The organism is Burkholderia sp. HMSC10F09 (assembly GCF_001806955.1).
Lineage (GTDB): Bacteria > Pseudomonadota > Gammaproteobacteria > Burkholderiales > Burkholderiaceae > Burkholderia > Burkholderia multivorans.
In genome coordinates this window covers 3,868-15,656 of record NZ_KV786783.1, presented here as the reverse complement: position 1 = coordinate 15,656, position 11,789 = coordinate 3,868, and the positions used below count along the sequence as shown (strand labels likewise).

Here is an 11,789-nt window from a genome sequence, read left to right as displayed (position 1 = left end):
CGCACGCCGGTGACGGGCGCGACGTCGCCGGCCGGCGCCGCGTGGCCGCCCGCCTCGAGCGTACGCTGCGCGAGCCAGCGGCGCCAGCCGTATACCTGCAGCACCGCGAACGCACCTTGCAGCAGCATGTCGGAATACAGCTTCGCGTCGAAGAAGATCCAGCCGTACAGCGCGACCGACGCGAGTCCGACCGGCCAGCACAGCATCCGCCGCTTCGCGGTCAGCCAGATCGCCAGCGCGCTGACGATCACGCCGGCGATTTCGAGGGAGGACATCGTATGGGCTCCTGGGTAGCCGCCGCGCGGCGATCAGAAATCATAGGTCAACGACACGCGTGCGGTGCGCGGCGCGCCGGGGAACAGATACGCGTCGCCCTGCTGCTCGCCCGCATCGCGCCAGTAGAACTTGTTGAACAGATTGTCCACCGACACGCGCAACACGGTGCGATGACCGGCGATCTTCGTCGTATAGCGCGCGCCGAGATTGAACACGAACCACGACGGCACGCGCGCGGTGCCTTCTTCGTTCGCGTTGCGGCTCGCGCTGTACTCGACGCCGCCGAGCACGTCGAGCCCCGTGACGCCCGGTACCGCGTAGTCGGCATACAGCGACGCGCGCAGCGCCGGCACGTTGATGATCTGGTGTCCCTCGTACGCGGCGCTGCCCGAATCGTACGCACGGGCGCGAATCGCCGCCACGCTCGCGGTCAGCGACAGACGCTCGGTGAGCCGCCCGGCCGCACCGAGCTCGATCCCCTGATGCCGCTGCGTGCCGCGCTGCACGAACGTGTAGCTGCTGCCCGACGCATCGGGATCGGCGAACTGGAACGGCTTGCTGATCGTGAACAGCGCGGCCGTCAGGCTCAGCCGGTCGAGCCAGTCGTACTTCGCGCCGACTTCGACCTGATGCGATTCGACCGGCGGCAGGAACGCATACGCATTGGTCGCGCGCACGGGCGCCTGATCGCCGAGCGACAGCGCCTTGCTGTACGACGCATAGAGCGACAACGCACGTACCGGCTTGTACACGAGCGCGACCTGCGGCAGGAACACGGAACGATCGGTGCGCGTGGCCGGGCCGTCGATGCTGTCCCAGCTGCGTTGACGCAGCAGCACTTCCTTGCCGCCCGCGAGCACCTGCCAGTGTTCGCCGATGCTGATGCGGTCGAGCCCGAACAGTCCGTACTGCCATGCGTCGAGCTGCGGATACGACGGGCCCGCCACGTTGGGCGACGGCGCGAACGCGACATCGGGACCGTAGATGTTCTCGCTGCCGACGTAGTCGTACACCGCACTTGCCATGTGCACGACGCGACGCTGCACGCTCAGGCCGAGCGTCAGCTCGTGCCGCAGCGGCCCGGTCGCGAACTTGCCCGTCGTCACCGCGCGCACGTCGTCGTTGCGGCGGTATTCGCCGGGGCTGCGGAAGTCGTACACGTCGTAGTCGCCATTCGCGCCGAAGAAGAACGGCGACGTCGTGCCGGCCACGCAGCTCGCCGCGTAGTAGCAGCCGTATGCAAACGCGCTGTTGTCGTCGATCATCGTGCGGCTGCGGCCGGCGGCGATGTACGCTTTCCAGTCGTCGTTGAACTGATAGTCGAAGCGCGCGTTCAGGTTCAGCGCATCGGTCGTGACGGGCTTCGCCCACGGCTGGGTGCCGAGCGCCTTCGACGTCGTATGAACCGACGGTACGACGGTGCCGCCGAGCAGTTGATAGCCGGGTGCGGAACGCTGGATCCACTGCTGGAATTCGGCGTTCAGCTGCAGGCTCGCACGCGGGCTGATGTCCCAGTCGGCGGCGATCGAACCGAACGTGCGGCGTCCGTTCGTACCGTCGATGTACGAGTGCATGTTTTCCTTCGCCGCGTTCACGCGGAAGCCGAACTGGTTGTCCGGCCCGAAGCGCCGGCCGACGTCCACGGCCGCCGATGTCGAGCCGCGGCTGTCGACGCCCGCGGTCACGCTCGCGACGTTGGCGGAGCGCTTGGTCACGAAGTTGATCACGCCGCCCGGCGCGACGACGCCGCTGTCGATGCCGGCGAGCCCTTTCAGGATCTCGACGCGTTCCTTGTTCTCGAGCGGCACGTTCTGCTCGCCGGACACCGTCAGCCCGTCGATCCGGATCGCGCTCGCCAGGTCGACCGGAAAGCCGCGGATCGCGAAGCCTTCAAAGTAGCCGACCGGTGCGTAGTCGTTGACGACCGACGCGTCGTTGCGCACGACGTCGCTCAAGCGCTTCGCCTGCTGATCGTCGAGCTGCGCGCGCGTGACGACGTTGACCGACACGGGCGTGTCGAGCAGCGGCGCGTCGTCGAAGCCGGCGACCGATGCTTCTCGCGCGCGATAGGTATGGCCGCGTGCGCCGCTGACCGTGATCGCCGGCAGCGTCGCATCGGGTGCCGCCGTGGCGGCCGCTGCGGGCGTCGCTTCGGCGCTCGATGCGGGCGCGTCGCCCGGTGCCGCGACGGCCTGCGCCGCGAAAAGCGTGATGCCGAGGCCGGCGCAGAGGCCCGCATTCGCGCGGCGCCGTGGCGTACGCCGCGCGGTTGTTTTGCTTACCGTCATGGTTATGGATGGCGCACTCGCCATTCGATCCTGTCGAAACACGTTACGAAGCTGCACGGCGCGCCCCGCCGAGTGCGCCTCCGTGCGCCGTTCGCGGGACGAGCCGGACGATGCGGACGCGTACGCGCCGCTCGGTCGGGAAAACGCGGGATCGGACATCGGATGCGCGCGACGCGCAACGCCGGCGCCGCCGTCGATCGTTCGTCGGACGGGCGGCGGCCGGCGCAATTGCGCGGTCGGGCATGCGGGGAACGCTTCGATGCCGCGATGGGCGAGCGATGCGGGCAGAAGCGCCGTTTAGGCAACGGGGCATGCGCATCGCGCGCGGCATCGCGGCGTGGCGCGCATTTTACCGCGCGCGCGGCGCGGGGCCGGGAAATCGGCGGCGGCGGCGGGAGGACGGACGGCTGACGGTCGAGCGCGAGCGACAGCGGGCGCGGCGGGCGGCGTGATAGCGTGCCGCGCTCAAAACCCCTGCGTCGTCACGGTCGGATCGACGATCAGGTGCACGACGCCGTAAATCGCCGCGCCGACGAGCAGCGCGAGCACGATCGCGACGAACGGCAGCAGCGTGAAGTTGACGTTCGCGAGATCGGACGCGTGCGCCTTGCTGTTGCGTACGCCGAAGAAACTCCACAGAACGAGGCGGATCATGCTGAACAGCTTCATGGTGTGCTCCTTTCGTCTATCGGTTGACGCTATCGTCGGTCCGACAGGCCTGCGGAAAAAGAAGCAGTTGCGCGCGATTTCTGCGCAGCACGCGCGCTGCGGCCGCATGCCGCAGGGTACTAGCGCGCTACTTGAACTGCGGCGCGCGCTCGACCGGCGACCAGCGGAACGGCAGCACGGCCGCAGTACGCCGCACGTCCGTCACATGAAAGCGCACGACGCGTTGCGCGCCGTCGAACGACGCGACGAGCGGCCCGTCCCAGACGATCTCGGCGCGTGCGGCCACGTACAGCAGATCGCCGCGCCCGAAGTCGACGAACAGCAGCCCGGCGCGCGGGTCGTGCTGCAGGTTGCCGAGCGTATTGAACAGCCGGTTGCCGCTGAAATCGGGCGTCGCCAGCGTCCGCGCATCTTCGACGCGCACGAAGCCCGGCATTCCGCCGCGATGCGACACGTCCGCGCCGCGCGCGACGCCCGCCTCGGCCGACGCGTTCGCGCTCGCGACGAAAAACGTATCGGCTTGCGCGAGCAGCGTGCGATCGTCGTCGCCGAGACGGTCGGACCGCTGCGTCGCGGGCCGCGCGTGCCCGTCGCGCGGCGCGGCGGTCGGCGTGCGCGCCTGGATGTACTTCGCGCAGTTGCCGAAACTCTGCTCGACCGCGATCGTCAGCGCGTCGCCGTCCACCGCCTGCACGACGCCGTTCACGCGATTGCGCCGCCGCGTCGCGAACTCGATGCCGAGTCCGCCGAGCAGCGCGCCGGCGTACCACGTACCGGCCAGCGGATCGTCCGGCAGCGCGCCGCCCGCGATCGTCAGCGTGCGCGCGTCGGGCGACGACACGAAGCCCGGCTCGCCGACGCGCAGCGTCGCCCACGGCTGACCGTCCGCATCGACGCCGCCGACCACGAAGAACGGCAGCTGCGCAAAGAACGTACGGTGCTGTTCGGGCATGAAGCGGCGGATACCGCGCAGCCCGATCGCATCGGCGGCGTCGGTGACGCCGGCGCGCTGCTGCACGGCGCGCTCGCCCGCATGAAACGGCGAGCCCGGCAGTTCCCAGCCCGGTATCGCGGCGGTCGGCGCGTTCACGTCGTGCTCCCGGGCGCGGCGTCGGCCAGCAGGCCCGCGCGCGTCGACTGCATCGCAATGAAGCGCGGCAGCGCCTCGATCCGCGCGAGCCACGCGCGCACGTGCGGATACGGGTCGAGCGACACGCCGCCTTCCGGCGCATGCGCGATGTACGTGTATGCGGCGATGTCGGCGATCGTCGGCTGCGCGCCGGTCGCGAACGGCTTGTCGGCGAGTTCGCCGTCGATCGCGGTCAGCAGCTTCGCGGCCGTGCGCTTCGCGGCGTCGTGATCGAGCGTCGCGCCGAACACGGTGACGAGCCGCGCGGCCGCCGGCCCCGTCGCGATCGGCCCGGCCGCGAACGACAGCCAGCGCTGCACGGCCGCCGCGCCGAGCGGATCGTCGGGCAGCCAATGCGCGTCGCCGTAGCGCTTCGCGAGATACACGAGGATCGCGTTCGAATCGGCGAGCACGGTGCCGTTGTCGTCGATCACCGGCACCTGGCCGAGCGGATTCAGCGCGAGGAACGCCGGTGCGCGCTGCGCGCCGGCCGCGAGATCGACGTCGACGGTCTCGAACGGCAAGCCGAGCAGCGACAGGAACAGCCGGACGCGATGCGCGTGCCCTGACAGCGGAAACGAATAGACGCGGATCGGCGACACGGGCTGGGCAGTAGCTGGCATGTAAGAACTCCGGATTCACGCGTCGCCGGACGCGGCGACGAACGGCCTCAGCGTACCGCTCGCCGACGTTCGCCAGAAGGCGGATAATCGCGGAAACATTATCCGCTTCCATAGGACAATCGACGATGGCCGATCTGCGCGACGTGAACCTGAACCGGCTGGCGGTGTTCGTTGCCGTCGTCGAAGCGGGGTCGCTGACGGCCGCGGCCGAACGGCTCGGCCTCGCGAAGACGGTGGTCAGCACACACATGCAGCGTCTCGAATCGGAAGTCGGCGCAAACCTGCTCGTGCGCACGACGCGACGGCTCAGCGTGACCGACGCGGGCCGCGCGTTCTACGATGCGTGCCGCGACATCGTGCAGGCCGCCGAAACGGCGCTCGACGCCGTGTCGTCCGACGCCGGGCCGCTGCGCGGCACGCTGCGCGTGAGCGTGCCGGTCGACTACGGCGCGCAGGTCGTCGCGCCGGCGGTCGTCGCGCTGCGCGATGCGCATCCGTCGCTCGACGTCGAGCTGATCGCGAACGACCGCGTGGTCGATCTCGTCGCGGAGAACCTCGACGTCGCCGTCCGCATCGGCCGGCTCGCCGATTCGAACTATCGCGCGGTGCAGCTCGGCACGTACGAGAAGTGGCTGGTAGCAAGCCCGGCGTTCGTCGCGCGCTACGGGCTGCCGCGCGATCCGGCCGCGCTCGCGGCGCTGCCGTTCGTGATGCTGTCGACACTTGCGCGCCCGCATACGCTCGAACTCGAAAGCGCACGCGGCGGCAAGGCGTCGGTGCGCTGTAGCGCGTCGGTCGTGTCGAACACGGCAACCGCCTGTCGCGCGATCGCGCTCGCGGGTGGCGGCTTCGGGCTGCTGACGGATTTCTCGATCGCGGACGACGTCGCGGCCGGCTCGCTCGTGCGGCTGCTGCCCGCATGGCGCGCGGCGCCGGCCGGGATTCACGCGGTGTATCCGTCGACGCGGCTGCCGTCGCCGAAGGTGCGCGCGTTCATCGACGCGATGAAGGCGACGATCGGCGCGACGCCGCGCACGCCGCCCGCACGCCCCGCGACGCGCAGGCGCACCGCGCGCTGAAGCGCGAGCGCGAGCGCGGCGCGCCGGTCTCGTTCACGTCGGCAACTTGTCCGCGCCGCCCGCTTCCCGCAACGTCCCCAGCAGCACCTTCCTGCAACTCGCGACCATCTGCGCTTCGGGATCGCGATAGCCGGTCAGCAGCCAGGCCGCGCCGACGTTCGTCATCGCGCCGACGAGCGCAAGCCCGATCAGCCGCTGCTCGGTGCGTTCGGCGGCGGTCTGCGGCTCGCGCGCCGAGCCGATCGCCATGATCAGCTTGCCGAAGTCGATCAGCATCCGCTGGTAGGTCGCATCGGTATCCGCGCTGACGCCCATCACTTCGAGCAGCAGCACGCGCGCCGCGCACGGATCGCGCAGGAAGCCGAAGAACGCGGCGAGCCCCGCATCGATGCGCTCGTGCAGCGCGCCGCCGTGCTCGGCCACCGCATGCGCGACCGCGTCGTGCAACTGCTGCGCGTGATGCAGGTACGTGCAGCGCAGCAGATCTTCGGTACTGTCGAACGCCGCATAGAAATAGCGGTCGTTCAGCTTCGCCTCCTGGCAGATCGCGCGCACGGTCGCCTTGCGAAAGCCGATCGTGCCGAACACGCGCGTGGCCGCGCGGATCAGCGCGTCGCGCCGCTCCGCCGCGCGTACCTCGGGTGCCACGCCGCCGTACGCGCGGCCCCGCTTTTCCGTTTCGAGTGCTTTCTCCATTTCGCTATTTGACATCAGGACACCCGAAAACTAAAGTGGTGACGACCAACACCACAATAGACACGCCGCCGGCACGACGGTAGCGGAACGGGAGGACGACGGATGAAGGGTTTTTCCGGCAAGGTCGCCGCGATCACGGGCGCCGGTTCGGGGATGGGCCGCAGCCTTGCGGTCGAGCTCGCGCGGCGCGGCTGCGAGGTGGCGCTCGCCGACGTCAACGACGTCGCGCTCGCCGGCACGGCGGCCGCATGCGCGAAGCACGGCGTGCGTACGAGCACGCGGCGCGTCGACGTCGCCGACCGCGACGCCGTGTTCGCGTGGGCCGATTTCGTGCGCGCCGAACACGGCAAGGTGAACCTGATCTTCAACAACGCAGGCGTGTCGCTGGCCGCGAGCGCCGAGACGGCGAGCCGAGCCGATCTCGAATGGATCGTCGGCATCAACTTCTGGGGCGTCGTGCACGGCACGCAGGCGTTCCTCCCGCATTTGCGCGCGTCCGGCGACGGGCACGTGGTCAATACGTCGAGCCTGTTCGGGCTCATCGCGATGCCGACGCAAAGCGCGTACAACGCGACGAAGTTCGCGGTGCGCGGCTTCACCGAAGCGCTGCGGATGGAGCTCGAACTCGACGGCGCGCCCGTGAGCGCGACCTGCGTGCATCCGGGCGGCGTCGCGACGAACATCGTAGACGCGAGCCGCGTCGACACCAGCATTCACGCGCTCACCGGCCAGGACGAAGCGACCCATCGCCGTCAGGCGAATCGCCTGATCAATGCGACGACCGCCGACGACGCCGCCCGGCAGATCCTCGCCGGCGTCGAGCGCAACGCGCGCCGCGTGCTGGTCGGCGCCGATGCGCGCCGCCTCGACACGCTCGCGCGCCTGCTCGGCGCCGGCTATCAGCGGCTCGTGCTGCGCCACGTGGGCCGCGCCCGCGCGCGCAATCTCGCCCGCACGGCCACGCCGGCCGCGCACGCCTCCACCGCGATCAAGGACACCGCATGACCTCGACGACGACCGACCGGCGCGCCGCGCCGCCCGCCTGCGGCGACAGCCGCGACCTCGACGTGCTGATCGTCGGTGCCGGGCTGTCCGGTATCGGCGCGGCCTATCACCTGAACAAGCGCTGCCCGCATGCGAGCGTCGCGATCGTCGAGGCGCGCGACGCGATCGGCGGCACGTGGGATCTGTTCCGCTATCCGGGCGTGCGTTCGGATTCCGACATGTTCACGCTCGGCTACAGCTTCCGCCCGTGGCACAGCGACAAGGCGATCTCCGACGGCCAGACGATCCTCGACTACATCCGCGACACCGCGCGCACGTACGGGATCGACAAGCTGATCCGCTACGGGCAGAAGGTCGTCGCGGCCGACTGGAATTCGAACCATGCACGCTGGACGGTGCGCGTCGAGCGCACGCGCGACGGCGCGACCGACACGCTCGTCTACACGTGCCGCTTTCTCTATATGTGCAGCGGCTACTACGACTACGATGCCGGCTACCTGCCCGACTGGCCCGCGATGGACACGTTCGAGGGCCGCATCGTGCATCCGCAGCACTGGCCGAAGGATCTGTCGTACGCGAACCGGCGCGTCGTCGTGATCGGCAGCGGCGCGACGGCCGTCACGCTCGTGCCGTCGATGGCGGCCGACGCGCAGCACGTGACGATGCTGCAGCGCTCGCCCACCTACATCGTGTCGCTGCCGGCGCGCGACAAGATCGCGAATGCGCTGCGCCGCGTGCTGCCGTCGCGGCTCGCGCACCGGCTCGTGCGCGTGAAGAACGTGCTGTTGACGATGTATCTGTACAACGTGTCGCGCCGCAAGCCCGAGCGCACGAAGCAGTTCATCATCCGCGCCGCGAGCCGGCAGCTCGGCCCCGACTTCGACGTCGCGAAGCATCTGACGCCGCGCTACAACCCGTGGGACCAGCGCCTCTGTCTCGTGCCGAACGGCGATCTGTTCAAGGCGATCCGCGCGGGCCGCGCGTCGATCGTCACCGACGAGATCGAACGCTTCACGCCGACCGGGCTGAAACTGAAAAGCGGCGCACAGCTCGACGCCGACGTGATCGTCACCGCGACCGGCCTGAAGGTGAAGATGCTCGGCGGCGCACGCGTGACGGTCGACGGCCGCGCGGTCGACCTGCCGCAGACGGTGTCCTATAAAGGGATGATGTACAGCGACGTGCCGAACCTCGCGTCGTCGTTCGGCTATACGAACGCGTCGTGGACGCTGAAAGCCGAACTGATCGCGCGCTACGTGTGCCGGCTGCTGAACCACATGCGCGCGCACGGGTACGATACCTGCGTGCCGCGCCTCGCGCCCGGCGATCTCGGCGACGTGCCGGCCGTGAACCTGAGCTCCGGCTATATCCAGCGCGCGGCCGGCATCCTGCCGAAGCAGGGCCACCGCAAGCCGTGGAAGTTTCATCAGAACTACGTGCTCGATCTCGCATCGCTGAAGTTCAGCGGCCTCGCCGACTCGGCAATGCATTTCGAACGCCGCGCGACAGCCGGCCCGGCGGCGACGCCGGCGACCGAACCCGTACTCGAAACCCGCTGAGGCCGCCATGAGCCCGACGCTCCATCTGATCCTGAACATCCTGCTCGGCATCGTCGCGGTGCTCGCCGCGCTCGCGCTGTTTTCCGGCTACGTCGCGCGCCGCGTGACGCGCGCGTTTCCGCCCGAAGGGCGCGTCGTCGAGGTCGGCGGCGACCGCATCCACTATGTCGAATACGGCAGCGGCACGCCGATCGTGTTCGTGCACGGGCTCGCCGGCCAGTTGCGCAACTTCGCGTATCTGCCGCTCGCGCGGCTCGCGCAGCATCACCGCGTGATTCTCGTCGACCGGCCGGGCGCCGGCCGCTCGACCCGCGGCGCCGGATCGCAGGCGAACGTGTTCGCGCAGGCGCGCACGATCGCCGCGTTCATCGACGCGCTGCGGCTCGACCGCCCCGTGCTCGTCGGCCATTCGCTCGGCGGCGCGATCGCGCTCGCGGTCGGGCTGAACCATCCGGAGCGCGTGAGCCGGCTCGCGCTGATCGCGCCGCTGTCGCATCCGCAGTCCGAGCCGCCCGCGCCGTTCCGGCCGCTCGTGCTGCCGTCGCCGCTCGTGCGCCGCTTCGTGTCGTGGACCTTCGCGATCCCGATGACGATCCTGACCGGCCGCCAGGCCGTGCGCCTCGTGTTCGCGCCCGAAGACGTGCCGCGCGACTTCGCGGTCAAGGGCGGCGGCCTGCTCGGGCTGCGGCCTGCCAGCTTCTATGCGACCGCCACCGACCTGCTGTGCGCGCCCGACGATCTGCCCACGATGGAAAGCCGCTACGCGGAACTCGCGGTGCCGGTCGACGTGCTGTATGGACGCGAGGACCGGATCCTCGACTGGCGCGCCCACGGCGACGCGCTCGCGAAGAAGTCGGCGCGCGTGCGGCTGACGGTCGTCGAAGGCGGGCACATGCTGCCCGTGACGATGCCGGAAGCGACCGCCGACTGGCTGCTCGAGGTGGCCGCCGCGCCGGTGACGGCGGCGGCGGCGCGCGCGGCGCACTGAACGGTGCGCTGCCCGGCGCACTGAGCGGCGCAGACAGCGGGCGCGGCCTGGTAGGCCTTGTTGGCCTGGTCGGCCTTGTTGGCCTGTGTTGGCCTGTGTTGGCCTGTGTCGGCTTGCGCTGGCTTGCGCTGGCTTGCGTCGGCTTGCGTCGGCTTGCGTCGGCTTGCATTGGCTTGCGTCAAACTGCGTCGGACCGCGTCCGACTCCCTCGCTCGTCGGTTGGCGATGGTGCCCAGCAGCGACGCGCGCCGTGGCGTTACGCGGCGGGCGGCCGTGGAAGCCGTAGTCGAATCAGCTGCCGTCGTCCGGCAACTCGAGGCCGAGTTCGGCAATCACGTCGCGCGCGCTGCGGAACGCCTCGACCGCGGCGGGCGCGCCCGCATACAGCGCGCTGTGCAGCAGCACCTCGCGGATTTCGACGAGCGTCGCGCCGTTGTTCAGCGCGCCGCGCACGTGCCCCTTCAGCTCGGTGCTGCGGCCGAGCGCCGCCAGCATCGCGCACGTGCAGAGGCTGCGCGTCTTCAGATCGATCCCGCCGCGCTGCCATGTGCTGCCCCATGCGTGCTCGTTCAGCCAGTCCTGCAGCGGCCGCGAAAAGCCGTCGAGGTCGCGCATCGCGCGCTCGACGAACGGCTCCCCCATCACCTCGGTCCGACGCGCCTTGCCGCGCTCCCTGTCCTGTTCGCTCATGTCCGTATCCTGTCTCGGGTCGCGGCCGCTTCGATCGGGGCCCGCAGCCGGATGGGCCCGCTTCATGTTCGCGGCGCGCCCGCGTTTCGTCAAAGACGCGGCGCTCGGTGACGGCCGTTACGTCGCGCGATGCTACGTAACATCGCGCGCCGCGTTACGGCAGCTTACGGGAACATCACGGCGACTCGCCGGGCGGTCGCGCAGCGGCCGTTCGGGAAATCGGCGCTACGGCGTTTAAATCGCATCGAAACTCCCGGTTTTCGCAACGAAACGACCGGCGTGATCGCCGAAGTTGGCATGGCGCGGAATTTGCAGATAAGGGCTTCGGACAACTTCCAATGTCGAGGCCAACATGCACCATTACTTCAACAAGACGACGGTCGCGCTGGCTGTGTCGTCGCTTCTTGCGCTGTACGGCTGCGGCTCCGTCGACGGGCCGACCACGCCGCCGACCGTCAAGCCGAGCACGTCGGGAACGTCGGGCGGCGGCGGGACGTCGGGGACTTCGGGTGGCGGTAGTTCGGGGACGTCCGGTGGCGGTAGTTCTTCAGGGACGTCGGGGGCGACGTCGGGGACTTCCGGGACTTCGGGTACGCCTGGTACTTCGGGTACTTCGGGTACTTCGGGCACGTCCGGTACTTCGGGTACGTCCGGTACTTCGGGTACGTCTGGCACTTCCGGTACGTCTGGCACCTCGGGTACTTCGGGCACGTCCGGTACCTCAGGTACGTCTGGCACCTCCGGCACGTCGGGCACGTCCGGTACGTCTGGCACCTCGGGTACTTCG

At 69.7% G+C, this 11,789-nt stretch carries 10 protein-coding genes and 2 pseudogenes; 5 read left to right on the top strand and 7 right to left on the bottom strand.

What is annotated here, in order from left to right:
• The 5 genes and pseudogenes from HMPREF3115_RS18450 to HMPREF3115_RS18425 form a co-directional block, all read right to left on the bottom strand.
• On the bottom strand, window positions 1-275 hold a 275-nt coding region (locus HMPREF3115_RS18450; protein ID WP_141751696.1), incomplete at its 3' end, for a nicotinamide mononucleotide transporter family protein.
• A 33-nt stretch (window positions 276-308) separates the two neighbouring features.
• Window positions 309-2,564 carry a TonB-dependent siderophore receptor gene (locus HMPREF3115_RS18445; RefSeq protein WP_070555575.1) on the bottom strand — a complete coding sequence of 752 codons (2,256 nt, stop codon included), beginning with the start codon at window positions 2,562-2,564 and terminating at the stop codon, window positions 309-311.
• Between the two features lie 465 nt (window positions 2,565-3,029).
• Window positions 3,030-3,233, bottom strand: a complete 204-nt coding sequence (locus HMPREF3115_RS18435) for a DUF2970 domain-containing protein (protein ID WP_070555572.1) — start codon at window positions 3,231-3,233, stop codon at window positions 3,030-3,032.
• A 133-nt stretch (window positions 3,234-3,366) separates the two neighbouring features.
• A pseudogene (locus HMPREF3115_RS18430) lies at window positions 3,367-4,323 on the bottom strand (pyridoxamine 5'-phosphate oxidase family protein); the annotation flags it as partial.
• Window positions 4,320-4,985, bottom strand: coding sequence for a glutathione S-transferase family protein (locus tag HMPREF3115_RS18425; RefSeq protein ID WP_006404303.1), 666 nt, complete (start codon window positions 4,983-4,985; stop codon window positions 4,320-4,322). The gene HMPREF3115_RS18425 and the pseudogene HMPREF3115_RS18430, both read right to left, overlap by 4 nt.
• A gap of 125 nt (window positions 4,986-5,110) precedes the next feature.
• Here HMPREF3115_RS18425 and HMPREF3115_RS18420 point away from each other — a divergent pair, with 125 nt between their 5' ends.
• Window positions 5,111-6,064: a LysR family transcriptional regulator gene (locus tag HMPREF3115_RS18420; protein WP_006404304.1), complete on the top strand. Its 954-nt coding sequence runs from the start codon at window positions 5,111-5,113 to the stop codon at window positions 6,062-6,064.
• Window positions 6,065-6,097: 33 nt separating this feature from the next.
• Here the strand turns inward: HMPREF3115_RS18420 and HMPREF3115_RS18415 are convergent, their stop codons facing one another.
• Complete coding sequence (locus HMPREF3115_RS18415) at window positions 6,098-6,775, bottom strand: TetR/AcrR family transcriptional regulator (RefSeq protein WP_035946452.1); 678 nt, start codon at window positions 6,773-6,775, stop codon at window positions 6,098-6,100.
• Between the two features lie 87 nt (window positions 6,776-6,862).
• Here HMPREF3115_RS18415 and HMPREF3115_RS18410 point away from each other — a divergent pair, with 87 nt between their 5' ends.
• The 3 genes from HMPREF3115_RS18410 to HMPREF3115_RS18400 are packed head-to-tail and all read left to right on the top strand — an operon-like array spanning window position 6,863 to window position 10,312.
• Window positions 6,863-7,765, top strand: a complete 903-nt coding sequence (locus HMPREF3115_RS18410; protein WP_070555568.1) for an SDR family NAD(P)-dependent oxidoreductase — start codon at window positions 6,863-6,865, stop codon at window positions 7,763-7,765.
• The gene (locus HMPREF3115_RS18405; RefSeq protein ID WP_070555566.1) at window positions 7,762-9,324 is read left to right on the top strand and encodes a flavin-containing monooxygenase; all 1,563 of its coding nucleotides are present in this window, start codon (window positions 7,762-7,764) and stop codon (window positions 9,322-9,324) included. Before HMPREF3115_RS18410 ends, HMPREF3115_RS18405 begins: the two co-directional genes overlap by 4 nt.
• Window positions 9,325-9,331: 7 nt before the next feature.
• Window positions 9,332-10,312 carry an alpha/beta fold hydrolase gene (locus HMPREF3115_RS18400; protein ID WP_070555564.1) on the top strand — a complete coding sequence of 327 codons (981 nt, stop codon included), beginning with the start codon at window positions 9,332-9,334 and terminating at the stop codon, window positions 10,310-10,312.
• A 291-nt stretch (window positions 10,313-10,603) separates the two neighbouring features.
• On the opposite strand, the gene HMPREF3115_RS18395 is transcribed toward HMPREF3115_RS18400, so the two are convergent.
• The gene (locus HMPREF3115_RS18395; RefSeq protein WP_006409719.1) at window positions 10,604-11,002 is read right to left on the bottom strand and encodes a carboxymuconolactone decarboxylase family protein; all 399 of its coding nucleotides are present in this window, start codon (window positions 11,000-11,002) and stop codon (window positions 10,604-10,606) included.
• Between the two features lie 352 nt (window positions 11,003-11,354).
• Here HMPREF3115_RS18395 and HMPREF3115_RS32550 point away from each other — a divergent pair.
• Window positions 11,355-11,789, top strand: a pseudogene (locus HMPREF3115_RS32550) (hypothetical protein); the annotation flags it as partial.

Bases quoted from the DNA above. Each gene is read 5' to 3' on its own strand.
- HMPREF3115_RS18435 (WP_070555572.1), bottom strand. From the start codon at position 3,233: ATGAAGCTGTTCAGCATGATCCGCCTCGTTCTGTGGAGTTTCTTCGGC.
- HMPREF3115_RS18405 (WP_070555566.1), top strand. From the start codon at position 7,762: ATGACCTCGACGACGACCGACCGGCGCGCCGCGCCGCCCGCCTGCGGC.
- HMPREF3115_RS18400 (WP_070555564.1), top strand. From the start codon at position 9,332: ATGAGCCCGACGCTCCATCTGATCCTGAACATCCTGCTCGGCATCGTC.
- HMPREF3115_RS18420 (WP_006404304.1), top strand. From the start codon at position 5,111: ATGGCCGATCTGCGCGACGTGAACCTGAACCGGCTGGCGGTGTTCGTT.
- HMPREF3115_RS18445 (WP_070555575.1), bottom strand. From the start codon at position 2,564: ATGACGGTAAGCAAAACAACCGCGCGGCGTACGCCACGGCGCCGCGCG.
- HMPREF3115_RS18415 (WP_035946452.1), bottom strand. From the start codon at position 6,775: ATGTCAAATAGCGAAATGGAGAAAGCACTCGAAACGGAAAAGCGGGGC.
- HMPREF3115_RS18395 (WP_006409719.1), bottom strand. From the start codon at position 11,002: ATGAGCGAACAGGACAGGGAGCGCGGCAAGGCGCGTCGGACCGAGGTG.
- HMPREF3115_RS18410 (WP_070555568.1), top strand. From the start codon at position 6,863: ATGAAGGGTTTTTCCGGCAAGGTCGCCGCGATCACGGGCGCCGGTTCG.
- HMPREF3115_RS18425 (WP_006404303.1), bottom strand. From the start codon at position 4,985: ATGCCAGCTACTGCCCAGCCCGTGTCGCCGATCCGCGTCTATTCGTTT.